The sequence below is a fragment of the Pseudomonas sp. NFIX28 genome, from assembly GCF_900107395.1.
Lineage (GTDB): Bacteria > Pseudomonadota > Gammaproteobacteria > Pseudomonadales > Pseudomonadaceae > Aquipseudomonas.
This window is the reverse complement of sequence record NZ_FNPW01000014.1, coordinates 99,300-122,426: the sequence shown is the minus strand read 5'-3', so window position 1 is coordinate 122,426 and position 23,127 is coordinate 99,300. Positions and strand designations below refer to the sequence as shown.

At 60.6% G+C, this 23,127-nt stretch carries 24 protein-coding genes; 8 read left to right on the top strand and 16 right to left on the bottom strand.

From position 1 onward, the window contains the following. Positions 1-143: 143 nt before the first annotated feature. The 5 genes from fkpB to murJ form a co-directional block, all read right to left on the bottom strand. On the bottom strand, positions 144-596 hold the full coding sequence (gene fkpB, locus BLV20_RS23880) for an FKBP-type peptidyl-prolyl cis-trans isomerase (protein ID WP_092304901.1): 453 nt from the start codon (positions 594-596) through the stop codon (positions 144-146). Beyond that, positions 589-1,101: a signal peptidase II gene (lspA, locus tag BLV20_RS23875; RefSeq protein ID WP_092304900.1), complete on the bottom strand. Its 513-nt coding sequence runs from the start codon at positions 1,099-1,101 to the stop codon at positions 589-591. Before lspA ends, fkpB begins: the two co-directional genes overlap by 8 nt. After that, the gene (ileS, locus tag BLV20_RS23870; RefSeq protein ID WP_092304899.1) at positions 1,094-3,925 is read right to left on the bottom strand and encodes an isoleucine--tRNA ligase; all 2,832 of its coding nucleotides are present in this window, start codon (positions 3,923-3,925) and stop codon (positions 1,094-1,096) included. Before ileS ends, lspA begins: the two co-directional genes overlap by 8 nt. Positions 3,926-3,938: 13 nt before the next feature. Beyond that, positions 3,939-4,883: a bifunctional riboflavin kinase/FAD synthetase gene (ribF, locus tag BLV20_RS23865; RefSeq protein ID WP_175540254.1), complete on the bottom strand. Its 945-nt coding sequence runs from the start codon at positions 4,881-4,883 to the stop codon at positions 3,939-3,941. Between the two features lie 129 nt (positions 4,884-5,012). Continuing rightward, positions 5,013-6,551 carry a murein biosynthesis integral membrane protein MurJ gene (gene murJ / locus BLV20_RS23860; protein ID WP_092304897.1) on the bottom strand — a complete coding sequence of 513 codons (1,539 nt, stop codon included), beginning with the start codon at positions 6,549-6,551 and terminating at the stop codon, positions 5,013-5,015. A 250-nt stretch (positions 6,552-6,801) separates the two neighbouring features. Between murJ and rpsT the strand changes: the two genes are divergently transcribed. Continuing rightward, positions 6,802-7,080 (top strand): 30S ribosomal protein S20, encoded by a 279-nt coding sequence (rpsT, locus tag BLV20_RS23850; protein ID WP_007924739.1) that lies wholly within the window; start codon positions 6,802-6,804, stop codon positions 7,078-7,080. Positions 7,081-7,219: 139 nt separating this feature from the next. Here rpsT and BLV20_RS23845 read toward each other — a convergent pair whose 3' ends face one another. The 5 genes from BLV20_RS23845 to rplU all read right to left on the bottom strand — a co-directional run bounded on the left by BLV20_RS23845 (position 7,220) and on the right by rplU (position 10,958). After that, positions 7,220-7,684 carry a CreA family protein gene (locus BLV20_RS23845; RefSeq protein WP_023969420.1) on the bottom strand — a complete coding sequence of 155 codons (465 nt, stop codon included), beginning with the start codon at positions 7,682-7,684 and terminating at the stop codon, positions 7,220-7,222. A 10-nt stretch (positions 7,685-7,694) separates the two neighbouring features. Beyond that, a complete protein-coding gene (proB, locus tag BLV20_RS23840; protein WP_092304896.1) occupies positions 7,695-8,813 on the bottom strand; it encodes a glutamate 5-kinase in 1,119 nt (372 codons plus the stop codon). A 121-nt stretch (positions 8,814-8,934) separates the two neighbouring features. Next, positions 8,935-10,158 (bottom strand): Obg family GTPase CgtA, encoded by a 1,224-nt coding sequence (gene cgtA / locus BLV20_RS23835; RefSeq protein WP_092304895.1) that lies wholly within the window; start codon positions 10,156-10,158, stop codon positions 8,935-8,937. Positions 10,159-10,353: 195 nt separating this feature from the next. Further along, a complete protein-coding gene (gene rpmA, locus BLV20_RS23830) occupies positions 10,354-10,611 on the bottom strand; it encodes a 50S ribosomal protein L27 (RefSeq protein ID WP_003228360.1) in 258 nt (85 codons plus the stop codon). A gap of 35 nt (positions 10,612-10,646) precedes the next feature. Then, positions 10,647-10,958, bottom strand: coding sequence for a 50S ribosomal protein L21 (gene rplU, locus BLV20_RS23825; RefSeq protein WP_007924746.1), 312 nt, complete (start codon positions 10,956-10,958; stop codon positions 10,647-10,649). 241 nt (positions 10,959-11,199) lie between these two features. Here rplU and BLV20_RS23820 point away from each other — a divergent pair, with 241 nt between their 5' ends. Next, positions 11,200-12,168 carry a polyprenyl synthetase family protein gene (locus tag BLV20_RS23820; protein ID WP_092304894.1) on the top strand — a complete coding sequence of 323 codons (969 nt, stop codon included), beginning with the start codon at positions 11,200-11,202 and terminating at the stop codon, positions 12,166-12,168. Between the two features lie 135 nt (positions 12,169-12,303). After that, positions 12,304-12,645: a zinc ribbon domain-containing protein YjdM gene (locus BLV20_RS23815; RefSeq protein WP_092304893.1), complete on the top strand. Its 342-nt coding sequence runs from the start codon at positions 12,304-12,306 to the stop codon at positions 12,643-12,645. A gap of 44 nt (positions 12,646-12,689) precedes the next feature. On the opposite strand, the gene BLV20_RS31505 is transcribed toward BLV20_RS23815, so the two are convergent. After that, on the bottom strand, positions 12,690-12,854 hold the full coding sequence (locus tag BLV20_RS31505) for a hypothetical protein (protein ID WP_175540253.1): 165 nt from the start codon (positions 12,852-12,854) through the stop codon (positions 12,690-12,692). On the opposite strand from BLV20_RS31505, the gene BLV20_RS23810 reads away from it, so the two are divergent. Beyond that, positions 12,853-13,125 (top strand): PA4570 family protein, encoded by a 273-nt coding sequence (locus BLV20_RS23810; RefSeq protein WP_092304892.1) that lies wholly within the window; start codon positions 12,853-12,855, stop codon positions 13,123-13,125. The two genes, BLV20_RS31505 and BLV20_RS23810, sit on opposite strands and share 2 nt — an antisense overlap. A 95-nt stretch (positions 13,126-13,220) precedes the next feature. Here BLV20_RS23810 and BLV20_RS23805 read toward each other — a convergent pair whose 3' ends face one another. The 3 genes from BLV20_RS23805 to BLV20_RS23795 form a co-directional block, all read right to left on the bottom strand. Further along, on the bottom strand, positions 13,221-13,838 hold the full coding sequence (locus tag BLV20_RS23805) for a BamJ family beta-barrel-assembly machinery protein (RefSeq protein WP_007924751.1): 618 nt from the start codon (positions 13,836-13,838) through the stop codon (positions 13,221-13,223). Positions 13,839-13,969: 131 nt separating this feature from the next. Further along, complete coding sequence (locus tag BLV20_RS23800) at positions 13,970-14,272, bottom strand: DUF6482 family protein (RefSeq protein WP_092304891.1); 303 nt, start codon at positions 14,270-14,272, stop codon at positions 13,970-13,972. A gap of 135 nt (positions 14,273-14,407) precedes the next feature. After that, positions 14,408-14,896 (bottom strand): TIGR00645 family protein, encoded by a 489-nt coding sequence (locus BLV20_RS23795; protein ID WP_092304890.1) that lies wholly within the window; start codon positions 14,894-14,896, stop codon positions 14,408-14,410. Between the two features lie 160 nt (positions 14,897-15,056). Here BLV20_RS23795 and BLV20_RS23790 point away from each other — a divergent pair, with 160 nt between their 5' ends. Further along, a complete protein-coding gene (locus BLV20_RS23790; RefSeq protein ID WP_092304889.1) occupies positions 15,057-16,889 on the top strand; it encodes a hypothetical protein in 1,833 nt (610 codons plus the stop codon). A gap of 33 nt (positions 16,890-16,922) precedes the next feature. On the opposite strand, the gene BLV20_RS23785 is transcribed toward BLV20_RS23790, so the two are convergent. Both BLV20_RS23785 and BLV20_RS23780 read right to left on the bottom strand, forming a co-directional pair. After that, positions 16,923-17,234 carry a PA4575 family protein gene (locus tag BLV20_RS23785; protein ID WP_092304888.1) on the bottom strand — a complete coding sequence of 104 codons (312 nt, stop codon included), beginning with the start codon at positions 17,232-17,234 and terminating at the stop codon, positions 16,923-16,925. A 210-nt stretch (positions 17,235-17,444) separates the two neighbouring features. Next, on the bottom strand, positions 17,445-19,883 hold the full coding sequence (locus tag BLV20_RS23780; protein WP_092304887.1) for a Lon protease family protein: 2,439 nt from the start codon (positions 19,881-19,883) through the stop codon (positions 17,445-17,447). A gap of 273 nt (positions 19,884-20,156) precedes the next feature. Between BLV20_RS23780 and BLV20_RS23775 the strand changes: the two genes are divergently transcribed. The 3 genes from BLV20_RS23775 to BLV20_RS23765 all read left to right on the top strand — a co-directional run bounded on the left by BLV20_RS23775 (position 20,157) and on the right by BLV20_RS23765 (position 23,112). Beyond that, complete coding sequence (locus tag BLV20_RS23775; protein WP_092304886.1) at positions 20,157-20,645, top strand: DUF3015 domain-containing protein; 489 nt, start codon at positions 20,157-20,159, stop codon at positions 20,643-20,645. A gap of 94 nt (positions 20,646-20,739) precedes the next feature. Then, positions 20,740-22,593 (top strand): Lnb N-terminal periplasmic domain-containing protein, encoded by a 1,854-nt coding sequence (locus tag BLV20_RS23770; protein WP_092304885.1) that lies wholly within the window; start codon positions 20,740-20,742, stop codon positions 22,591-22,593. Positions 22,594-22,755: 162 nt separating this feature from the next. Beyond that, positions 22,756-23,112 carry a hypothetical protein gene (locus BLV20_RS23765; protein ID WP_092304884.1) on the top strand — a complete coding sequence of 119 codons (357 nt, stop codon included), beginning with the start codon at positions 22,756-22,758 and terminating at the stop codon, positions 23,110-23,112. Positions 23,113-23,127 lie beyond the last annotated feature (15 nt).

The window sequence follows — 23,127 nt, the reverse complement described above, 5'->3', positions numbered from 1 at the left end:
CTGTGCCTCGTGTCTTGCGCGCAAGAAGTAGCGAAAACAGTAGAAAACTTATCCAGGAGCCAGCTTGCTAGCGATGGCGGTATGCCAGTAACGACGATGTCGAATGTCAGGCATTCATCGCCAGCAAGCTTGCTCCTACAGGGTTAAAGCGCTTTAACGTCGATGATCTCGACATCAAAGGTCAAGGTTTTACCGGCCAACGGATGATTGAAATCAACCGTCACCTGGGCGTCATCGAAGGCTTTGACCACGCCTGGCAGCTCGGTATTCGCCGCATCGTTGAAGATCACCAGCAGGCCTTCGGACAGCTCCATGTCCTGGAACTGCGAACGCGGGATGATCTGCACGTTTTGCGGGTTCGGCTGGCCAAAGGCGTTTTCCGGCTCGATGGTCAGGCTACGCTTGTCGCCCGCCTTGAAGCCGAACAGGGCCGCTTCAAAACCTGGCAGCAGGTTGCCGTCGCCGACCTTGAAGGTCGCCGGGGCCTTGTCGAAGGTGCTGTCCACGGTGTCGCCGTTCTCCAGGCGCAACGCGAAATGCAAAGTGACTTCCGTGTTCTGGCCAATGCGTTGCCCAGCCGATGCCTGTTCAGTCATGGACGGCTTCTCCGGTTTTCTTGCTTTTGAACATATCCAGCGCAAGCATCACCGCACCCACGCTGATGGCGCTGTCGGCAAAGTTGAACGCCGGGAAATACCAGCGGTTCTGCCAATGCACCAGGATGAAATCGATCACATGGCCCAGGGCAACGCGGTCGTACAGGTTGCCCAGCGCCCCCCCCAGCACCAGTGCCAGGGCGACTGCCAGCCAGGTTTCGTTGCGCCCCAGGCGCTTGAGCCAGACCACCAGCACCGCGCTGACCACGACGGCGATCAGTGCAAACAGCCAGCGTTGCCAGCCCGAGCTGTCCGCCAGGAAGCTGAACGCCGCACCGGTGTTGTAGGCCAGGGTCCAGCTGAAGTAATCCGGGATCACCACGATCTGCTGGTACATCGTCAGCGAGCTTTCGAAGTGCAGCTTGCTGGCCTGGTCGATGACCAGGACCAGCAGGCTCAACCACAGCCAGCCCAGACGGCCGAAACGGCCCGCGGCATTAGGCATAGTGACGAACCTCGCCTTCGCCGCTGATGTTGTCGACGCAGCGACCGCAGATTTCCGGGTGCTCTGGGTGCACGCCGACGTCTTCACGGCAGTGCCAGCAACGGGCGCACTTGGCGAAGCTCGACTTGACCACTTTCAGCTTGAGGCCGGCGACTTCGGTTTCCACCGCATCCGCCGGTGCCTGCACGAAAGGCGCGACGCTGGCGGTGGAGGTGATCAGCACGAAACGCAGCTCGTTGCTCAGCTTGGCCAGGTCGGCGCTCAGCGCGTCCTCGGCGTACAGGGTCACTTCGGCTTGCAGGTTGCCACCGACGGCCTTGGCCGCGCGCTGGATTTCCATTTCCTTGTTGACCGCGACCTTGACCGCCATGATCCGGTCCCAGTAGGCACGATCCAGCTCGAAGCCTTCCGGCAGTTCGCTGAGGCCCTGGTACCAGGTATTGAGCATCACCGACTCATTGCGCTCGCCCGGCAGGTACTGCCACAGCTCGTCGGCGGTGAAGGCCAGGATCGGCGCGATCCAGCGCACCAGCGCTTCGGAGATGTGGAACAGCGCGGTCTGGCACGAACGACGGGCCTTGCTGTTGGCGCCGGTGGTGTACTGGCGGTCCTTGATGATGTCCAGGTAGAAGCCGCCCAGCTCCTGCACGCAGAAGTTGTGCACCTTGGAGTAGACGTTCCAGAAGCGGTATTCACCGTAGTGCAGTTCCAGCTCGCGCTGCAGCAGCAGGGTGCGGTCCACGGCCCAACGGTCCAGCGCGAGCATTTCTTCGGCCGGCAGGATATCGGTGGCCGGGTTGAAGCCGCTCAGGTTGGAGAGCAGGAAGCGGGCGGTGTTGCGGATACGCCGGTAGGCATCGGCGCTGCGCTGCAGGATCTGGTCGGAAACCGCCATTTCGCCGGAGTAGTCGGTGGCCGAGACCCACAGGCGCATGATGTCGGCGCCCAGGGTGTCGTTGACTTTCTGCGGCGCGATCACGTTGCCCAGGGACTTGGACATCTTGCGACCGTTCTCGTCGACGGTGAAACCGTGGGTCAGTAGCTCGCGATACGGCGCATTGCCATCAATCGCGCAGCCAGTCAGCAGCGACGAGTGGAACCAGCCGCGGTGCTGGTCGGAACCTTCCAGGTACAGGTCGGCACGCGGACCGCTGGCGTGGCCCATCGAGTGCGAGCCGCGCAGTACGTGCCAGTGCGTGGTGCCGGAGTCGAACCAGACGTCCAGGGTGTCGCTGATCTTGTCGTATTGCGCGGCTTCGTCGCCCAGCAACTCGGCCGCGTCCATCTTGAACCAAGCTTCGATGCCTTCGTGCTCGACGCGCTTGGCAACTTCTTCCATCAACTCGACGGTGCGTGGGTGCAGGTCGCCGCTTTCCTTGTGCAGGAAGAACGGGATCGGCACACCCCAGTTGCGCTGGCGGGAGATGCACCAATCCGGACGGTTGGCGATCATCGAATGCAGGCGCGCCTGGCCCCAGGCCGGCACGAACTGAGTCTCTTCGATGGCCTGCAATGCGCGCTGGCGCAGGGTGTTGCCGCTGGTTGGCTGTTTGTCCATGCCGACGAACCACTGCGCGGTGGCGCGGTAGATCAGCGGAGTCTTGTGGCGCCAGCAATGCATGTAGCTGTGGCTGATGGTTTCGGTGTGCAGCAGCGCACCGACTTCGGTCAGCTTGTCGACGATCGCCGGGTTGGCCTTCCAGATGAACTGGCCGCCGAAGAATTCCAGCGAGCTGGCGTACACGCCATTGCTCTGCACTGGATTGAGGATGTCATCGTTGACCATGCCGTAGCGCTTGCAGGTCACGAAGTCGTCTTCGCCGTAGGCTGGCGAGGAGTGAACCACGCCGGTACCCGCGCCCAGCTCGACGTATTCAGCCAAGTAGACCGGCGACAGGCGATCGTAGAACGGGTGACGGAAGTTGATCAGCTCCAGCGCCGAACCCGGGGCGGTGGCGATCACCGAGCCTTCGAGGTTGTAGCGGGCCAGGCAGGACTCCACCAGCTCTTCGGCCAGCACCAGCAGCTTGTCGCCAGCATCGACCAGGGCGTAGTTGAACTCAGGGTGAACGTTCAACGCCTGGTTGGCCGGGATGGTCCACGGAGTGGTGGTCCAGATCACGATCGAAGCCGGCTTGCTCAGCTTGGCCAGGCCAAAGGCCGCCGCCAGCTTGTCTTCGTCGGCAATCGGGAAGGCTACGTCGATGGTCGAGGACTTCTTGTCCTGGTATTCGACTTCCGCTTCAGCCAGGGCCGAGCCGCAGTCGAAGCACCAGTTCACCGGCTTGAGGCCCTTGAACACGAAGCCACCCTTGACCATTTCCGCCAGGGCACGGATTTCCCCGGCCTCGTTGGCAAAGTCCATGGTCTTGTACGGGTTGGCCCAGTCGCCCAGCACGCCCAGGCGGATGAACTCGGCCTTCTGGCCTTCGATCTGCTCGGTGGCGTAGGCGCGGCACAGCTCGCGGGTCTTGTCCGAGGACAGGTTCTTGCCGTGGGTGACTTCGACCTTGTGCTCGATCGGCAGGCCATGGCAGTCCCAGCCTGGAACGTAAGGCGCATCGAAGCCCGCCAAGGTCTTCGAGCGGATAATCATGTCCTTGAGAATCTTGTTGACCGCATGACCGATGTGAATCGAGCCGTTGGCGTAAGGCGGACCGTCGTGAAGAACGAACTTCGGACGATCCTTGCCAATTTCGCGCAACTTACCGTACAGGCCAATGCTGTCCCAGCGCTGCAGAATCTGCGGTTCGCGCTGAGGCAGGCCGGCCTTCATTGGGAAGGCGGTGTCCGGAAGGTTTAGCGTGGCTTTATAGTCGGTCATTTAAGGCTCTTCATTAGCGATTGGCGCTATGGATACGTGCAATTTCGGCACGGGCGGCGGCGACATCCGCGTTGATCGCCGTCTTCAGCGCCTCCAGAGAGGCGAAACGCTGCTCTTCACGCAGCTTTTGGTGGAAAACCACCGTCAAACGCCGGTCATACAGATCGCCGGCAAAATCTAAAAGATGAACTTCCAGGTGGGCCTTGCCATCACCTGCAACCGTCGGCCGCACGCCGATATTGGCGACGCCCGGCCAGGTCTTGCCGTCGATATCGACATCGACCAGGTACACCCCGGACAGCGGTACGCGACGGCGCTTGAGCTGCACATTGATGGTAGGCGTGCCCAATTGGCGCGCCAGCTTCTGCCCGTGCAAGACCCGTCCGGCGATGCGGAACGGGCGGCCGAGCAGACGCTCGGCCAATGCAAAATCGGCAGCCGCCAGCGCATTGCGAACCTGGGTGCTGCTGACGCGCAGGCCATCCAGCTCGACGGTCTGCGCGGCTTCTACGGTAAAACCGTGGGTAATGCCGGCCTTCTGCAGGAAATCGAAGTCTCCGACGCGGTCGCAACCAAAGCGAAAATCGTCGCCGACTTCCAGGTGCTGCACACCCAGGCCGTCGACCAGGATCGTCTCGACGAACTCACTGGCGCTGAGCTTGCTCAAGCGCTGGTTGAACGCCAGGCACAAGACCCGGTCGACGCCCTCCTCCGCCAGCAGCTGCAGCTTGTCACGCAAGCGTGCCAGGCGGGCTGGAGCGGTATCGGGGGCGAAGAACTCGCGCGGCTGCGGCTCGAATATCACCACGCAGCTGGGCACGCCCAATTCAAGCGCACGCTCCCGCAGCCGGCCCAGGATTGCCTGGTGGCCGCGGTGAACACCGTCGAAGTTGCCAATAGTGGCGACACAGCCCCGATGCTGGGGGCGCAGGTTGTGGAGGCCTCGGACCAGCTGCATAACGCGCTTCTTGCTCATAAAGTGGCCGATTATAACCACACCCGACGGCCGGCGACAGGCAACAGCACGCGCCAAAGTGATCGAACCGACAAAACCACTGCCTCGCCGACGCTCACGGGGCCCAGGACCTCAGTGCAACGCCTTGCGATTGAAGTCGCGCAAACGGAAGCCGAGCAATGCCAGCATGCCGAAATAGACCGCCACGCCTGCGATCACCAGCACGCCCAGACGCAGGAAACGCGCGAGCATATGCCCCTGATCCCAGGCTGGCATGAACTGCATCAGCCCCAGCAATACCGCCGACATCACGCTCACCGCAATGACCAGCTTGAGGGCAAACTTGCCCCAACCAGGCTGCGGCAGGAACATTTGCTGCTTGCGCAGCTGATAGAACAGCAGACCGGCGTTGATGCAGGCCCCGGCACTGATCGCCAGCGCCAGGCCCGCATGTTTCAGCGGGCCGATAAATGCCAGGTTCAGCAGTTGCGTGACGATCAGGGTAAAGATCGCGATTTTCACCGGCGTGCGGATGTTCTGCTGGGCATAGAAGCCCGGCGCCAGGACCTTGACCACAATGATTGCGAGCAGGCCGACCGAATATGCGACCAGCGCACGCTGGGTCATCGAAGCATCGAAGGCGCTGAACTGGCCGTACTGGAACAGCGACACCGTCAACGGCTCGGCCAGGATTCCCAGCGCCAGCGCACAAGGCAGCACCAGCATGAAACACAGGCGCAGGCCCCAATCGAGAATCCGCGAATATTCATGCCGATCCTTGTTGGCGTAAGTCTTGGCCAGCGTCGGCAGCAGGATTGTGCCCAGGGCCACGCCCAGAACTCCCGAAGGCAGCTCCATCAGGCGATCGGCGTAATACATCCAGGACACCGAGCCAGCCACCAGGAACGAGGCGAAGATGGTGTTGATGATCAGCGAAATCTGGCTCACCGAGACCCCGAGAATGGCCGGCAGCATCTGCTTCAGCACCCGCCACACCCCGGTATCGCGCAGGTTCAGGCGCGGCAGCACGAGCATGCCGATTTTTTTCAGGTGCGGCAGCTGGTACAGCAATTGCGCCAGGCCACCCGCCAGGACCGCCCAGCCCAGGGCCATGACCGGAGGATCGAAATATGGCGTCAGGAAAACCGCAAAGATGATCATGGCGACGTTCAGCAGCGTCGGCACGAACGCCGGGACCGAAAAGCGGTTCCAGGTATTGAGGATTGCGCCGGCCAGGGAAGACAGCGAGATCAGCAATATATAAGGAAAGGTCACCCGCAACAGATCGGTGGTCAGGGTGAATTTTTCCGGGGTGTCGGCAAAACCCGGGGCCGTCGCCCAGATCACCCAGGGCGCGGCAATGATCCCCAGCGCCGTCACCAGCGCCAGTACCAGGGTCAGCAGGCCTGAGACATAGGCAATAAAGGTGCGGGTCGCCTCGTCACCCTGCTGGCTTTTGTATTCCGCCAGGATCGGCACAAAAGCCTGGGAAAAAGCCCCTTCGGCAAAGATACGGCGCAGCAGGTTGGGCAGCTTGAAGGCAATGAAAAAGGCGTCCGTCGCCATGCCGGCGCCAAATGTGCGCGCAATGATGGTATCGCGCACGAAACCCAAAACCCGGGAAAGCATGGTGATAGAGCTGACAGCAGCCAACGACTTGAGCAGGTTCATGAAAAGGTTTTTTGCCTGTAGATAAACAGCAGGCGAACAATGCGCCTACTTATGCGATACTCCGCGCCGCAACAGCACAGAGCCAAAGCTCGCGAGTTTACAGGTCAAGCGCCGGAAATAAATATCCCGCCTCTTCAGATCCCACCACTCAGCGGAACGTCTCACTTACCCTTGACAAGTCTTTCCGTCATCGGCATGATTCGCGGCCTATTTTGTTAGCTATTTCCCAAGTCTTTCGAGGAGCTCGACGGTGGCCAACTCACCTTCCGCCAAAAAACGTGCAAAACAGGCTGAGAAGCGTCGCAGCCACAACGCCAGCCTGCGTTCCATGGTTCGTACCTACATCAAGAATGTAGTTAAAGCCATCGACGCAAAAGACGCTGAAAAAGCGCAAGCTGCTTATGTTCTGGCCGTGCCAGTTATCGACCGTATGGCCGATAAAGGCATCATCCACAAGAACAAAGCTGCTCGCCATAAAGGTCGTCTGAATGGCCACATCAAGGCTCTGAACCTTGCTGCTGCAGCCTAAGCGACACGCTTGTTAAAAAACCGACCTCAGGGTCGGTTTTTTATTGCCTGCGATTTATGCCCCACCCCATAGACCGCCATCGCGAAACTCACCCCTACACAGCACAAACCTGCAGGAGCGAGCGCGCTCGCGATGACCGTTACGGATTTTGCGCCCAAGGCAGAATCGGAATCGCCGTCACCGCATTCTGCGGACTGCCCTCGATCAACCGATCGCTATAGACCAGGTACACCAAGGTGTTGCGCTTCTTATCGAGAAAGCGCACCACCTGCATGGTTTTGAACACCAAGGAAGTGCGCTCCTTGAACACCTCGTCGCCATCCTTGAGCTCACCCTTGAAACTGATCGGCCCAACCTGGCGACAAGCAATGGAAGCCTCGGCACGGTCTTCCGCCAAACCCAAGCCACCCTTCACGCCACCAGTCTTGGCTCGCGACAGGTAGCAGGTCACACCTTCCACCTTCGGATCATCGAAGGCTTCGACCACGATGCGATCGTTAGGCCCGACAAACTTGAATACCGTGGACACCTGGCCGATCTCTTCAGCGGAGGCCAGCAGCGGCATTGCCAACAGCAAGCCCAACAATCCTTTTGCTACGCGCATTGGTTTTTCCTTAGACCAGAATCAGATTGTCACGGTGAACCAACTCAGGCTCAGCCATGTACCCCAACAAGCCGACAATTGCATCAGAAGGCTGACCGATGATTTTTTGTGCTTCCAGAGCGCTGTAGTTGGCCAGGCCGCGCGCGATTTCACGCCCGTCCGGCGCCACGCACACCACCATTTCGCCGCGACGGAAACTGCCCTGGACCAGCTTGACGCCCACCGGCAGCAGGCTTTTGTTGCCCTGGGACAAGGCCGATACCGCGCCATCGTCCAGCACCAGAGTGCCACGGGTTTGCAGGTGCCCCGCCAACCATTGCTTGCGCGCCGCCAGCATGCCGCGCTCAGGCGACAGCAAGGTTCCCAGCCGCTCGCCCGCCTTGAGACGATCCAGTACACGCTCCAGGCGCCCACCAACAATGATGGTGTGCGCCCCGGAACGTGCCGCCAGACGCGCCGCACGCAGCTTGGTCTGCATGCCGCCGCGCCCCAGCGCACCACCCGTGCCACCCGCGACCGCGTCCAGCGCCGGATCGTCGGCGCGCGCCTCATAGATGAGCTGGGCATCGGGATTGCTGCGCGGGTCCGCATCGAACATGCCGTCGCGGTCAGTGAGGATTACCAGCAGATCGGCCTCGACCAGGTTGGCCACCAAGGCAGCCAGCGTGTCGTTGTCACCAAAGCGGATTTCATCGGTGACCACGGTGTCGTTTTCATTGATAACCGGGATCACCTTGAGCTCGACCAGCGCGCGCAAGGTGCTGCGAGCATTCAGGTAACGCTTGCGGTCGGACAGGTCGTCATGGGTCAGCAGAATCTGCGCAGTGTGCAAGCCATGTTCGGCAAAGCTCGACTCCCAAGCCTGCACCAGCCCCATCTGGCCGATGGCCGCCGCCGCCTGCAGCTCATGCATCGCACTCGGTCGTGCGGTCCAGCCCAGGCGACTCATGCCGGCCGCAACCGCGCCGGAGGAGACCAATACCAGCTCGACGCCAGCCTCATGCAAGGCCACCATCTGCTCGACCCAAACACCCATTGCCGCGCGATCCAGCCCTTTGCCGTCCGCCGTCAGCAACGCGCTGCCGATCTTCACGACCCAGCGCTGCGCACCTGTCACCTTACTCCGCATCTTCTTCAACCTTAGCTTGAGAGCCACGCGACCGAGCGCGCCCATAAAGTTATTCTTGGCTACGTTTCCCGGATACTAAAACGCCGCTCAGTGAGCGGCGCTTGTAGTTTACTGCAACGAATCAGTCGCGGACGTAAATGATTTCCGGACCATCTTCATCATCCACATCTTCCTCATCCCAATCATCGTCGCCGATGTCGTGCACGCTCTTCACGCCGCTGCGGCGCAGGGCACGCTGGTCGTCCAGAGCCTGCAGCTGGGCACGCGCCTCGTCCTCGATACGCTGATCGAGCTCGGCCAATTCGTCGGCATAAGCCGGGTCGGCGGCCAGGCGATCAGCACGATCCTCCAGATACCGCATGATGTCGCGACTCAGGCGCTCGGTACCGTCTTTGGAAATGGCCGAGATCACGTACACCGGACCGGTCCACTCCAGGCGATCGACGATCTCCTTGACCCGCGCCTCATGCTCTTCCTCGAGAATCTGGTCGCACTTGTTCAGCACCAGCCAGCGATCGCGCTCAGCCAGGGACGGACTGAACTTGGTCAGCTCGTTGACGATAACCTCTGCCGCATCGGCCGGGCTGCTTTCATCCAGCGGCGCCATGTCCACGAGATGCAGCAACAGACGGGTACGCGCCAAGTGCTTGAGGAAACGGATCCCCAGGCCCGCACCATCCGAAGCCCCTTCGATCAACCCCGGAATATCGGCGATCACAAAGCTCTTCCAGCGATCGACACTGACCACGCCCAGGTTCGGCACCAGGGTCGTGAACGGATAGTCAGCCACTTTCGGCTTGGCCGCGGAAACCGAGCGGATGAAGGTGCTCTTGCCGGCATTCGGCAAGCCCAGCAGACCGACGTCCGCCAGTACTTTCAGCTCAAGCTTGAGGTCGCGCTGCTCACCCGGCTTGCCCGGAGTGGTCTGGCGCGGCGCGCGGTTGGTACTGGATTTGAAACGGGTGTTACCCAGACCGTGCCAACCGCCCTGCACTACCAGCAAACGCTGGCCAGCCCTGGTCAGATCGCCAATCACTTCCTGGGTACCGGCGTCGATCACAGTGGTGCCGACCGGCACACGCAACTCCAGGTCTTCACCCTTTTTGCCGGTGCAATCGGTACTGCCGCCATTGGAGCCACGCTCGGCATCGAAATGACGGGTGTAGCGGTAGTCCACCAGGGTGTTGAGGTTTTCGTCGGCGATCATGTAGATCGATCCGCCATCGCCCCCGTCACCACCGTTCGGACCACCGTTTTCGATGAATTTTTCCCGACGGAAACTCATGCAGCCATTGCCGCCGTCGCCAGCTTTTACTCGGATCGAAACTTCATCAACGAACTTCATAACAAAACGCCTCTCGCCGCGCGGACGAGCTGAAAAACACTAAGATATAAGACTCTTGCAAAAATGAGCGCAGCGAACCCGATCAACGGCCGTAACATCCAGCGCTGGCAGCCCATACAAACAGTTTTGCAAGAGACTCACCCCACAAACGAAAAAGCCCCGTCGCGAGACAGGGCTTTTCCAGCGATCGCACAATTAAGCTGCGACGACGCTCACGTAACGACGACCGAAGGCGCCTTTTACTTCAAACTTGATCACGCCTTCGATTTTCGCGAAGAGGGTGTGATCTTTACCCATGCCAACGCCGTAGCCAGCGTGGAATTGGGTGCCGCGCTGACGCACGATGATGTTGCCGGCCTTGATGACCTGGCCGCCATACATCTTCACGCCAAGGCGTTTGGCTTCTGAGTCGCGACCGTTACGGGTACTACCACCAGCTTTTTTGTGTGCCATGAGTTCAATTCTCCTAGTGAGGAATTAGGCTGAAATTAAGCCTGAATACCGGTGATTTTGATCTCGGTGAACCACTGGCGGTGGCCCATACGCTTCATGTGGTGCTTACGGCGACGGAACTTGATGATGCGGACTTTATCGTGACGACCTTGGGAGATCACTTCAGCCTTGACGGTTGCGCCAGCAACAACAGGTGCGCCGATGTTCACGTCGTCGCCATTGGCAACCAACAGAACGCGGTCAAAAGTCACGGATTCGCCAGTGGCGATTTCCAGTTTTTCGATCTTCAGGTATTCACCTTCAGCGACCTTGTATTGCTTACCGCCGGTAACGATTACTGCGTACATGGTATTTCTCCGATAATCCTGCTCACCCAGCTCTTTATAAGAAGAAGTATTGGCTGGCATGGCTGCATGGGGCTGGAACGGCCCAAGTGCAATTGCGTAAGGCAGGTGCTGCCCAGGAAGTTCAGGGTGCGCGATTGTACGCAAGCTGTCCTGGCGATGCAAGTGGCCGCCCATCGCGCCTTGACAGCCCCGGATGTGGGTCCTAGCATGCCGCGCAACCCTTCTGGAGCACCTGTCGCTGATGCAACCCCAAGCTTTCTACCGCGCGGTGGCGGACGATTTTAGCGCCGTCGACGGCATCATCAAGAAGCAGCTGACCTCCCGAGTGCCGCTGGTATCGAAAATCGGCGACTACATTACCTCGGCCGGCGGTAAACGCCTGCGTCCTTTATTGGTGCTGCTGTGTGGCAAGGCCCTGGGTCGCGAAGGCGATGACATGCGCCTGCTGGCTGCCACCATCGAATTCCTGCACACCGCCACCTTGCTGCATGACGACGTGGTCGACATGTCCGGCATGCGCCGTGGCCGCTCGACCGCCAACGCCATGTGGGGCAACGCCCCGAGCGTGCTGGTGGGCGATTTCCTGTACTCGCGCTCGTTCGAGATGATGGTCGAGCTGGGCTCGATGCCGGTGATGAAGATCCTTTCGCAAGCCACTCGCATCATTGCTGAAGGCGAAGTGCTGCAACTGTCGAAAGTCCGCGACGCCAGCACCACCGAAGAAACCTACATGGAAGTCATTCGCGGCAAGACCGCAATGCTCTTCGAGGCGTCGACCCACAGCGCCGCCGCCCTGGCCGGCGCTACCGAAGCGCAGAGCGAAGCCCTGCGCACCTTCGGCGATCACCTGGGCGTAGCCTTCCAGCTGGTGGACGACCTGCTCGACTACCGTGGCGACGCTGAAACCCTGGGCAAGAACGTCGGCGACGACCTGGCTGAAGGCAAGCCGACCCTGCCGCTGATCTACACCATGCGCGAAGGCACGCCGGAACAGGCGGCCCTGGTGCGCCAGGCAATCCAGAAAGGCGGTATCGAAGATCTGGAAAGCATTCGCGCCGCCGTGGAAGCCTCCGGCTCCCTGGATTACACCGCGCAGCTGGCACGCGACTATGTCGCTCGCGCCATCGCTTGCCTGGAAGCCCTGCCGCCAAGCGAGTACCGCGACGCGCTGGTGGAACTGAGCGAATTCGCGGTAGCCCGCACGCACTGATCCGACCACGAACGAGCTTGCTCCTGCCCTTCGCAGGAGCGGGCTTGCTCGCAGCACTTTCCCCGCGACGCCCCTCCCCACGCAAAACCCTATATAATGTGCGCTTTTTAGCCTTCCTGAACTCGAGGAGTCTTAGTGAGCACGTTGCCACCCTGCCCTAAATGCAATTCCGAATACACCTACGAAGACGGCGCCCAGCTGGTCTGCCCCGAATGCGCCCACGAATGGTCCGCCAACGGTGAAGCCGAGGCCACATCCGATGAAACCGTGAAAAAGGACTCAGTCGGCAATGTCCTGCAAGACGGCGACACCATCACCGTGATCAAGGACCTCAAGGTCAAGGGCACCTCGCTGGTGGTCAAGGTCGGCACCAAGGTCAAGAACATCCGCCTGTGCGATGGCGACCACGACATCGACTGCAAGATCGACGGTATCGGCCCGATGAAGCTCAAGTCCGAGTTCGTCCGCAAGGTCTGATATTCCGGTTATCGCCCCGCGCCAGGCGCGGGGTGAAGCCCTTCTCACTCCCCCTCGACTCCAAGCCCCTCCTGCCAAATATCAAAAGGCCAGCCCTTTTGACGCACAACAATTTCCACACAGAAAACAGCAGAAACCGCCAATAGGCACTTGCTATTCATTGAATAAGAATTATTCTCATTGAACCCCATCAAGGAGATGAAACTCATGACTTATTTGATCGACGCATGGCTGGACCGCCCACACCCTTACCTGCGAATCCTGCATCGGGAAACCGGGGAAGTCTGTGCGGTATTGGAAGAAGAAGCCTTAAATGAACTGCAGGATCAGGGCGACCTGGACCTCAACGGCCTGAGTTCCAGCGAGCCGGTGGTGCTCAAAGAACTGGTGCGCAACCTGTTTCTGTTCTGCTATGCACGGGCCTTGCGCCCTGCCGGAACAGCCGAAGGGCAAGGCCAGAGCGCAAAAATACGTCTATGACCCCACCTACCCCCTGCCAAGGCAAGCTTGCTCGCGATCTGTGCACCGCAGATACGGCGCCCGGATCGCGAGCAAGCTAGCCCAGCAGTTGAGGCTTACAGAACGTCGAGCAGCTCGACGTCAAACACCAGAACGCTGTGCGGCGGAATGCTGCCAACGCCTTGCGCGCCGTAAGCCAGCTCGCTCGGCACGTACAGACGCCATTTGCTACCGGCATTCATCAGTTGCAGGGCCTCGGTCCAGCCAGCGATCACGCCGCCGACCGGGAATTCCGCAGGCTGGCCGCGCTCGTAGGAGCTGTCGAACACAGTGCCGTCGATCAGCGTGCCGTGGTAGTGAGTGCGCACGCTGTCTTCACGGGATGGCTTGGCGCCTTCACCCTGGGTCAGCACTTCGAACTGCAGGCCGGACGCCAGCGTGGTGATGCCTTCGCGCTTGGCGTTTTCAGCCAGGAAAGCCAGGCCCGCGCCAGCGGCGGCTTCAGCCTTGGCAGCTGCTTCGGCTTGCATGATTTCGCGGATCACCTTGAAGCTGGCGGACATTTCTTCCTGGCCAACACGGCTAGGCTTGCCGGCGAACGCGTCGGTCAGGCCGGCCAGGATGGCGTCCAGGCTCACACCTGGTGGCGGGTTGTCACGCAGCTGGTCGCCCAGCTGGCGGCCGATACCGTAGCTGACGCGAGTTTCGTCGGTGGACAGATTTACTTCGGACATGACACTGCTCCGCTGTGCGGACGGCTCGGAAATCCGCCGTGCGTACACAGCGCATCCCGGGACGCCCGGAACCAAAAGGGCGAGCAGACTAGCACAGTTGCCACGGCGATGAAGAACGTGCGTCCCGCCCGTCAGACCGAGCGGAGGGCGAGAGGCACCCGCAGGCTGTCATCGGTACCCGCCGACAAGCCGCACATCTCGTCGTGCACCGAGGCATGGATCAGGTTGAAGGGCAACTTGGGAAAGGCATGCAGCACTTCCCGGGCATGCTCCACCGAACGCAGGTGCAGCATCTGGCCGTGGGCGTCGCTCAACGGATAGGCCGCCCCATGCATCCGTGCCTCGAGCAGGTAGATGCCGCCCTCGAGCGAGATCAGGTTCAGTTCGTCGATTTTTCCGGCGACGGCATAAGCATTCAACTCGTGCAGGTTCATCGGTGCACCTCGCGCAGTTCGAGCCCGTGACCCTTACAGGGATATGCCTCGGCCGATAAAAGCACAAGCCACAAACGACGCCGCCCGTCCGTTTCGCAACGGCCGGGCGGCGTGTCTACAGCAGTGACCAGGCCATCAGTGCTTGGTCAGCTTGTCCAGGTAGCCCATGGCGAAGGCCGAAATCACGAACGTCATGTGAATGATCACGTACCACATCAGGTACTGCGGCTCGATATTCTTCGCGTCCATGAACACCCGCAGCAGATGGATCGAGGAAATCGCCACGATGGACGCAGCCACTTTCATCTTCAGCGAGGAGGAGTCCATCTTGCCCAGCCAGCTGAGCTTTTCCTTGTCTTCGTCGATATCCAGCTGGGACACGAAGTTCTCGTAGCCGGAGATCATCACCATCACCAGCAAGCCGCCGACCAGCGCCATGTCGATCAACGACAGCAATACCAGGATCAGATCGGCCTCGGCCATGCTGAACACGTTGGGAATGACGTGGAAGACTTCCTGGAAAAATTTCAGCGCCAAGGCAAGCAGCCCCAGGGACAAACCAAAATAGATCGGCGCCAGCAGCCAGCGCGAGGCGTACATTGCATTCTCGATTAAGCGTTCCATTGAATCTCACACAGGTCTAGAAATGGCGGCGAGTATATCAGCCGTCCAAAAGCCCATAAACCGCAAGCAAATCCATTACCTGCACGTCTGCCAAAGCGTTTTTCTGCTAGTGTCGAAATCACTCGAACAGCTCAACGACAACGGACAGGAAGCCTGGAGAATGGATTTGCGATTGCCTTTGGCGAGGACCGGCTTGTGTATCGCGGTACTGCTCAGCAGCGGCTGCTCGCCCAGCGAGGAGAAACAACAAGCCAACCTTGAACAGAAGACCGCACAATTCGAACAGTCCCTGGACGCTATCCAGGACCCCAAGCTCAAGGAAGCCGTCGCCGACCTGGGCGGTTCGCTGTTACTGCTCGAACGTGCGCAACTGCGTCTCCAGAACAAGCCCATCGAGACCGAATACGGCGAGGATGCCTTTGCCCTGTTCAGGCACTACCGCAGCCCCCAGGCCTTGGTCGATACCTACCTCAACGGCCTGTTCGTGCTGCGCAAGCACTCCAACTCCGACTACCTGACCGACCTGCAGCCGGTGTTCCCCTTCAGCTTCGAGATCCCGGCGCAGTTCCCCTTCCCTCACGGCCTGCAATGGCGGTCCGTGACGCTGAGCAACGGCAAGGTCATCGCCTTCCAGCCCGAATGGTCGGAAAGCGATCCCGGCATCCAACTGAGCCCTTCCAGTTCCAACCTGACCAATCCAGATGACCTGACGGTGGCCTACCCGTTCATCGAAGGCCTGGAAGTCGAAAACAAGAACCAGCCCCAACCCGTGACACTGCAAGGCAAGGCCGAGGTGATCGCTCCCCGCCAGGTCCTCACTTTCGAACTGGGCAAGGCCGATATCGGCAAGCCGCGCAACGACCAGAATGTCAGCGTGAAACTGTTGTCCCTGGACCAGAACAGCGCCGAAGTCGAGTTGATCAACAGCGCCCCGCTGGCCCCTGAACTCGGCGACATGCCGATCAACCCACTGCTGGTGCAGGCACGCGACGCTAGCGGGCAGGTCCTTTCGCGCTCCGGGTCGATCAATGAGAACAGCCAACAGATCGCTTTCTATGCCAAGCAACTTGCCGAAATGCAGAAGCAGAAAGCCTGGAGCGAAGCATTCGAACAGCAGCTTGAAGAGCAGCGCAAAACCTTCGAGCGCGAGCAACGCAGTCATTACACCAAGGTGTATTTCAATGGCTTGATCGACAAACTCGAAGTCAGCGTGCTGGATTTCTCCAGTGCCAGCGTTACCCGCAAAGACCTCGACCTGCCGGTGCAACGCTTCGACCCTCTGACCACCGACAGCAAGATCCAGCCGCTGCCAATGCCGGTCGTGGTGTATGACGATCAGGCAGCGAACTACCTCAAGGGCGCCAATCTCGACCAGGAGACCTTGAAGAAAAGCGTGGTCGTCCATCAGTCCACCGAGGACGCCAGCGCGGCGCGGATCGAGTTCGACCGGCCGAGAACCTTCAACGACGAGTTGCTGGGCACGTCCTTCTCCACCGGCGACAGCCCCGTGACCTTCTTCACCCAGAACGAAAACGGCAAACGCGGCGAGCCCATCGAACTGCCATCGGAGGCCGTCGAGGTCGATCCGATGCGCAGCTCAATCACCTACGACCTGACGCTGTTCCCGGAAACCCCGGCTTACATCGTCGGCTCGATCCCGTTGTTCCTGGCCCGCATCGAGAAGAAAGCCCTGCCCGTCGGCCAGTTACCCAAGGGGATGGAGTTGCGGGGCAATGCGCTGATCGTCGACCAGCGACTATTCCCCAGCGAAGCCTGGCGTTTCTACGCCAAGGACGGCAGCGGCCAGTACCTGAAGGAAATTCTTGCGGTCAGCCATGAGGCGCCAGCGAACGGCCCGGCATTATTCGACGTGCATTATTTCTATGGACTGCCCAGCGAACTGGAAACCTACCAGCGCAGCGAACTCGACACCGTCGAATATGGCTTTGAGATCAAGCTCGACAAGCTGGAAAACCCACCCTCCGCCGAGTAGGGCTCAGCGGAGGGCACAGGACGGCAAACCCGCTCAATGGCGGCAGCGCTCGCCATTGATCTGCCGTAGTTGCGCCTGAAGGTGCAGGCACCAGATCTGTGGATCGTCGGCCAGCTCATAGCCATGGGTGGTCAGGCTTTCGACGATGGAATCAAGGATGGATTCGGCCACGCTGGGACCGCAGAAAGGTCCCTGGGACTTGATGGCCGAAGGTTGTTCGCCGGCCATTCCGGCCGCGAACAGCAGGGTCCACATTCCGTTATCTCCCGCCAGCGGGCGGATACTGCACTCGATACGGGTGACCAGGCCAAGACACTGGCGGGTAAGGCAGAGGTTGCGCGACATGGCGGCGACCCTCGGTAGATCCGGTATTCAGCCCTCATGTGAAGACTGTTTCGATCCAGTGACGACTGTCGTTCTCCTTGCCTGAGAATAGGAAGAAAAGTCCGATAAGCAAAGTTGACCGGCTGAATGGCGCCGAATGGTCCTCTTGCGAAATTTGACGTCAGCGAACCGGCGCCGCAGCGAGGGTAGAGCCCTCGCCGCGGCCCTGGCTCATGCGGGCTTGGTTTGCGCCAACGCCTCTTGTGCCAGCTCTTTTTCGGCGTCCTTGAGATCGTCCTCGCTGATCATTTCAGCGATGACTCGCAGACGCTCCACCACCCGCGCGTTGACGCTGCCTTCAGGGAACTGGCCATCCGCATCCGGTTCGCCCGCAGGCTCGCCGACCAGCAGGCTCAGGGCCTCGTCGGCCTGGCGCACGGCGTACACATGGAACTGCCCGGCACGCACCGCCGCCAGCACCTTCTCATCGAGCATCAGGGTGGCGACGTTGGCCTGGGGAATGATGGCGCCTTGTTCGCCCGTCAGCCCGCGTGCTTCGCACAGACGGAAGAAGCCTTCGATCTTCTCGTTGACGCCGCCAACCGCCTGCACTTCGCCAAACTGGTTGATCGATCCGGTAATGGCAAAACACTGCTTGAGCGGGGTTTTCGACAGGGCCGAAATCAGCGTGCACGCCTCGCCCAGCGACGCACTGTCGCCATCGACGTAACCGTAGGATTGTTCCAGCGCGATGCTCGCCGAAATCGCCAAGGGGAATTCCTGGGCGTAACGACTGCCCAGGTAGCCGGTGAGAATCATCACGCCCTTGGAGTGAATCGGCTGGCCGAGATTGACCTCGCGCTCGATGTCGACGATCCCGCTGCCGCCCGGATAAACCGTGGCGGAAATCCGCGCCGGTATGCCGAAGGCCGAGTCGCCCACTTCCAGCACTGTCAGCCCGTTGCACTTGCCCACGGCAGCGCCATCGGTGTCGATCAGGATGATCCCGGCCAGCATGTCGTCGAGAATCCGCGCCGAGACCCGCCCGGTACGCGTGGCCTTGGCCTTGAGCGCCCGCTCGATGTGCCCGGCATCGGTCATTTCGTCCGAGGCCAGGTTGCGGATGAAATCCGCCTCGCTGACCAGTTGGAACAGATCGCCGATACGCGCCGACAAGCGCCCCTGGTGCTCCGCCAGGCGTGCGCTGTAGGTCGCCAGGCGCGCTACTGCGTCTGCGGTCAACGGCGCCATGCCCTCTTCGGAAGTACGGGTTTTCAGCAGTTGGGCGAACTGTTCGAGGCTCTCGTCCACCATCGGGATGTCTTCGTCGAAATCTACCAGCACACGGAACATTTCCTGGAAGTCCGGATCCAGGTCCTGCAGCGTGTAATACAACTGACGGGCGCCAATGATGACGACCTTGACCTGCAGCGGGATGTGCTGCGGCGTCAGAGTCACGGTGGCCAGGCGCCCCAGCTCGCCCAAGGGCGATTCCATCTTCAGCTTGCGCGATTGCAGGGCCCGCTTGAGGGCATCCCAGACAAAGGGTTCACCGAGCATTTTCTCGGCTTCGAGAATCAGGAAGCCGCCGTTGGCCCGGTGCAAGGCGCCCGGACGCAGCTGCCGGTAAGTGGTGTACAGCGCGCCCTGGTCGGTGCTGTATTCGATACGGCCAAACAGGTTGTCGTAGGTCGGGTGCGGCTCGAACACCACTGGCGCGCCACCACTGGCCGGGTGGCCGACCACCAGGCTCGGGCCGTACTGCTCTTCCAGCAGCTTGCGGGCCACGGCGTCGGTCTTGCTGTCGTCCACCAGTTGCTCGACCACGGTCTTGAGCAGATACACCTGCATGGCTTGCAGGTAGCCGCACACGCCGGCGTTTTCCGCATACTTTTCCGACAGCGGCGCCAGCAGCGGCTGCAAGGCCAGGGTGATGGTTTCTTCATTGAGCTGACGCAGCTGGTTGCTCGACTCGCGCTTCCACTGCGGCAGGCTCGCCAGCTCTTCATTGAGGCGCTCTTCCAGGGCGGAAATGTCCTCATGAAAACGCTCGCGCTCGGCTTCGGGCAACTGCGCGAACTCCGCCTCGTCCAGCGCCTTGCCCTCGAGCATCGGCGTGAAGGCGATATTGCTGCTGTCGCGATACAGCGCGACGTCCTTCTCCAGCGCCAGGCGCTCGATGACATCAAGGGCGCGGTCATAACGCTGGTTGAACGCGCGGTCGATCGCGCTTTTCTTCTGTTGATAGGACGGATGCTCGAAAACCGCCGGAAAGGTCGCCAGCAGGTTGTCGATCAGCGCGTTGATGTCGCTGATGAACGCCCCCGCAGCTCCCGAAGGCAGCTCCAGCGCGCGGGGCTCGCGCGGCTCATCGAAATTGTTGACATAGACCCAGTCGGCCGGGGTCTGCAGGCGCTTGCCTTCGGCCTTCAGGTAGCGTTTGACGAAAGAGAAGCGGCCAGTGCCAGGCTCGCCCATGACAAAGACGTTGTAACCGGGGCGTGGCATGGCCACACCGAACTGCAAGGCTTCGACCGCACGTTCCTGGCCAAGCACACCGCGAAAAGGCTCCAAATCATTGGTGGTCGAGAAGCTGAACTGTTCAGCGGAAAACGGACGGGTCAGCGCTTCGGGCGCTAGACGCAAGCTGGCAGCAACAGGATCAGGCATCGGGCTTCCTTACATCAGGCGGGGCAGATGGGGCATTCTGGCGCCGGGTCCACCGGCTGGCAAGGCGCGAGAAAGCGAAAGCAGCGACAGATTCCAGGCGTTGTGCAGACAGCACAAAAACCGTCTATTTCAAGGAATGTTTTGCAAAAAAGCACGGAACCCTTGGAATCTGCCTAAACTCCAACCTGCGCGGCTGGACTAATAACCGGCCCCCTGGCGCCGACATGGGCCAGAACCCTTGTCCATTGGTTTGCACACTAAGAGAACAAAGCTATGAAACGGATTCTTCTCGGTACTCTCTTCACCGCTGTTTCCATCAATGCAATGGCCCAAGCGCCAGGCGGTCCGGATTGTGGGTGGGGCAACATGCTGTTCGAAGGGCAGCGCGGCACTCCGGCTCACTTCCTGGCCTCCACCACCAACGGCACCTCCGGTAACGCGACCTTCGGTATGACTTCCGGCACCAACGGTTGCTCGACCAACAGTGCGCTGACTTACGGCGGCAAATCCTGGTTTGCCATGAATGGCATGATGAACGAGCTCTCCGAAGACATGGCCAAAGGTGAAGGCGAAGCGCTGACCACCTACGCCGTGGTTCTGGGCGTCGCGCCTGAAGATCGCGCGCACTTCGCTGCCGTCACCCACGAACATTTCCAGCAGATTTTCAGCAAAGCCGACGTGACCGCGGAAGATGTGCACAGCAACACTCTGGCCGTGCTGAAAAACGATGCACGCCTGGCCAAATACGCCACCCCGGCTTAATCTCGACCCGCCCGCTCTTCCCGAAGAGCGGGCTTTTGTTTTTCGGACATGATCCCTCCCGGGTCTTTGTTTTTTCCGACTCAAGTTGCCCACCATGCTCAAACGCCTTGCCTCCCTGGCGCTCTGTGTCTGCGCCCCGCTGTCCGCCGCGCCACATATCGACCCTTCACGTTTGCAGCAACTGGCCACCGATCCCTTCTGGATTTCCCTTGGCCATTACGAAAGCGCGAAGCTTGGGGGCTGGCGCAGTTACGTCAGCGATTCGAAGTTTTTCCTTGCCAGCGACGGCGCCGAACACCCCGACGCCGAGCTCAAGGCCACCCTGGAGGCGATCTACGCCCCCGCCAGCAGCGGCAACCAGCATGCCCAATGCGTGTACCCCGCCCGCACCCGCTGGCTCAAGGCGCAACTGAACCTGAGCGATCTGCCGACGGTGGACTGCAATGAATTCAACCAGTGGTTCAAGGACGTCTCGCCCCACAGCACGGTGATGATTTTTCCGGCGGCCTACCTGAACAGCCCGTCGTCGATGTTCGGCCATACCCTGCTGCGCATCGACCAGGCCGACGTGCAAAGCAACCACACCGCCCTGCTCAGCTATGCGATCAATTTCGGCGCCTACATCGAAGGCTCGGACAACAGCATCCTCTATGCCTGGAAAGGCCTGATGGGCGGCTACCCCGGCCTGTTCGCGCTGGTGCCCTACCAGGAAAAACTCTCGGAGTACCGCAGCCTGGAAAACCGCGACCTGTGGGAATACCGGCTGAACCTGACCCAGGCCGAGACCGAACGCATGGTCGAGCACGTCTGGGAATTGAAACAGATCAAATTCGACTATTTCTTCTTTGACGAGAACTGTTCCTACCGCTTGCTGGAGCTGTTGCAAGTCGCCCGTCCGAGCCTGCGCCTGACCGGGCAATTCCCGTTGACGGCGATTCCTACCGACACCGTCAAGGCGGTCAAGGACGCCGGGCTGGTGGAGAAAATCGAATATCGCCCGTCTCGCGAACGTGAGCTGCTCGAGCGCGCCAAACCGCTGAGCAACGACGAACAGCAATGGGTGCTGAAGGTCAGCGCCGACCAGAAACAGTTGCAGGACCCGGCCTTCAAGGCCTTGCCACGGGAGCGCCAGGCGCTGGTCATCGATGCGGCTTATCGCCTCGAACGCTACCGGGCCAACGGCCAGGAGCGCGATCCGCAACGGGCGCAGCGCAGCTTCGAGCTGTTGCGGGCGATCAACCGCAACCCGCCGCCCGAGCTGTCCATCGAGCGCCCAGGCCTGCCCGAAGACGGCCATGAGTCGCGCACCTGGCAGGTCGGCGTGGGCACTCGCGGCGACCAGGCCTTTGGCGAATACGGGCTGCGCATGGCCTATCACGACCTCAACGACAACGCCGAAGGCTTCCCCCTGGGCGCACAGATCGAAATCCTGCAGATGAAGCTGCGCCAGTACGAAGGCAATAACTGGCAGCTGCAACAACTGGACCTGGCGACCATTCGTTCGCTGACCCCACGCAACGACCTGCTGCAACCCTGGTCATGGCAGGTCACCGGGGGCCTGGAGCGGGTGCCGGGCAAACACGACGATGAAACCCTGGTCAGCCATGTCAACGGCGGCGGTGGCGCCACCTGGCAACTTGCCGAAAACATGCTCGGCTTCGCCCTGGGCACCATGCGCGTCGAGCACAATGCCGACTTCGCCGGCTTCATCACCCCGGCGGCCGGCTTCAACACCGGCCTGCTGTGGAAAAACCCGCTGGGCAACTTCAGCGTCGAAGCCAAGGGCGACTATTTCACCAACGGCGAGGTACGCCGCAGCCTGAGCCTCAACCAGCAATGGGAGCTGTCGCGCAACCTGGGCCTGCGCCTGAGCGCCCAGCGCGAATTCAGCCACCTGGCCACGGCGGAGAACGAGGTCATGCTCGAACTCAAGTGGTATCACTACTGACTCCGCCCCTGTAGCCGCTGCCGCGCGCTGGGAAAAGGCCTGAAAGCCTTCAACAGAGCGACCGGCGGCAGCGACTACAGCTTTCTCGCCAGGCTTTCCCCACCACTGACGAATCCCCTTCTAGACTTCCCTTATGAGCCGTTGAACGGCGTGGGAACCAAGATGTGGCGGTATGCGGTAGTAGCGGCATTGCTCGCATCGATCGCCGGTTGCGAGACGACCCACGAGCATTTGCTGAAACAGGGTTATCCACCGGCCTTCGCCGAAGGCTTCGATGATGGCTGCGTCAGCGGACGCCAGGCTGCCGGGGCGATCAGCGGCGAATTTCGCAAGGACGTGCCGCGCTACCTCAAGGACCCGCAATACGCCGAAGGCTGGGGCGACGGTTTTCGCCAGTGCCAGGCCATGCTGGAAAACCAGGAACGCAATGACTACCGGGAGCGTCACTGGGACGAACGCGAACGCGCCTGGGAAGAAGAAAAAGACCGCGATGCCGCGCGAGCCTATCGCTCGCAATAAGTCGCTTTCAGACAT

Bases quoted from the DNA above. Each gene is read 5' to 3' on its own strand.
- BLV20_RS23770 (WP_092304885.1), top strand. From the start codon at position 20,740: ATGCTCAAACGCCTTGCCTCCCTGGCGCTCTGTGTCTGCGCCCCGCTG.
- ileS (WP_092304899.1), bottom strand. From the start codon at position 3,925: ATGACCGACTATAAAGCCACGCTAAACCTTCCGGACACCGCCTTCCCA.
- fkpB (WP_092304901.1), bottom strand. From the start codon at position 596: ATGACTGAACAGGCATCGGCTGGGCAACGCATTGGCCAGAACACGGAA.
- rpmA (WP_003228360.1), bottom strand. From the start codon at position 10,611: ATGGCACACAAAAAAGCTGGTGGTAGTACCCGTAACGGTCGCGACTCA.
- BLV20_RS23820 (WP_092304894.1), top strand. From the start codon at position 11,200: ATGCAACCCCAAGCTTTCTACCGCGCGGTGGCGGACGATTTTAGCGCC.
- BLV20_RS23805 (WP_007924751.1), bottom strand. From the start codon at position 13,838: ATGTCCGAAGTAAATCTGTCCACCGACGAAACTCGCGTCAGCTACGGT.
- rplU (WP_007924746.1), bottom strand. From the start codon at position 10,958: ATGTACGCAGTAATCGTTACCGGCGGTAAGCAATACAAGGTCGCTGAA.
- cgtA (WP_092304895.1), bottom strand. From the start codon at position 10,158: ATGAAGTTCGTTGATGAAGTTTCGATCCGAGTAAAAGCTGGCGACGGC.
- BLV20_RS23765 (WP_092304884.1), top strand. From the start codon at position 22,756: ATGTGGCGGTATGCGGTAGTAGCGGCATTGCTCGCATCGATCGCCGGT.
- BLV20_RS23780 (WP_092304887.1), bottom strand. From the start codon at position 19,883: ATGCCTGATCCTGTTGCTGCCAGCTTGCGTCTAGCGCCCGAAGCGCTG.
- BLV20_RS23845 (WP_023969420.1), bottom strand. From the start codon at position 7,684: ATGCGCGTAGCAAAAGGATTGTTGGGCTTGCTGTTGGCAATGCCGCTG.
- lspA (WP_092304900.1), bottom strand. From the start codon at position 1,101: ATGCCTAATGCCGCGGGCCGTTTCGGCCGTCTGGGCTGGCTGTGGTTG.
- proB (WP_092304896.1), bottom strand. From the start codon at position 8,813: ATGCGGAGTAAGGTGACAGGTGCGCAGCGCTGGGTCGTGAAGATCGGC.
- BLV20_RS31505 (WP_175540253.1), bottom strand. From the start codon at position 12,854: ATGAGTTTCATCTCCTTGATGGGGTTCAATGAGAATAATTCTTATTCA.
- BLV20_RS23790 (WP_092304889.1), top strand. From the start codon at position 15,057: ATGGATTTGCGATTGCCTTTGGCGAGGACCGGCTTGTGTATCGCGGTA.
- BLV20_RS23810 (WP_092304892.1), top strand. From the start codon at position 12,853: ATGACTTATTTGATCGACGCATGGCTGGACCGCCCACACCCTTACCTG.
- BLV20_RS23800 (WP_092304891.1), bottom strand. From the start codon at position 14,272: ATGAACCTGCACGAGTTGAATGCTTATGCCGTCGCCGGAAAAATCGAC.
- murJ (WP_092304897.1), bottom strand. From the start codon at position 6,551: ATGAACCTGCTCAAGTCGTTGGCTGCTGTCAGCTCTATCACCATGCTT.
- BLV20_RS23795 (WP_092304890.1), bottom strand. From the start codon at position 14,896: ATGGAACGCTTAATCGAGAATGCAATGTACGCCTCGCGCTGGCTGCTG.
- ribF (WP_175540254.1), bottom strand. From the start codon at position 4,883: ATGCAGCTGGTCCGAGGCCTCCACAACCTGCGCCCCCAGCATCGGGGC.
- BLV20_RS23785 (WP_092304888.1), bottom strand. From the start codon at position 17,234: ATGTCGCGCAACCTCTGCCTTACCCGCCAGTGTCTTGGCCTGGTCACC.
- BLV20_RS23775 (WP_092304886.1), top strand. From the start codon at position 20,157: ATGAAACGGATTCTTCTCGGTACTCTCTTCACCGCTGTTTCCATCAAT.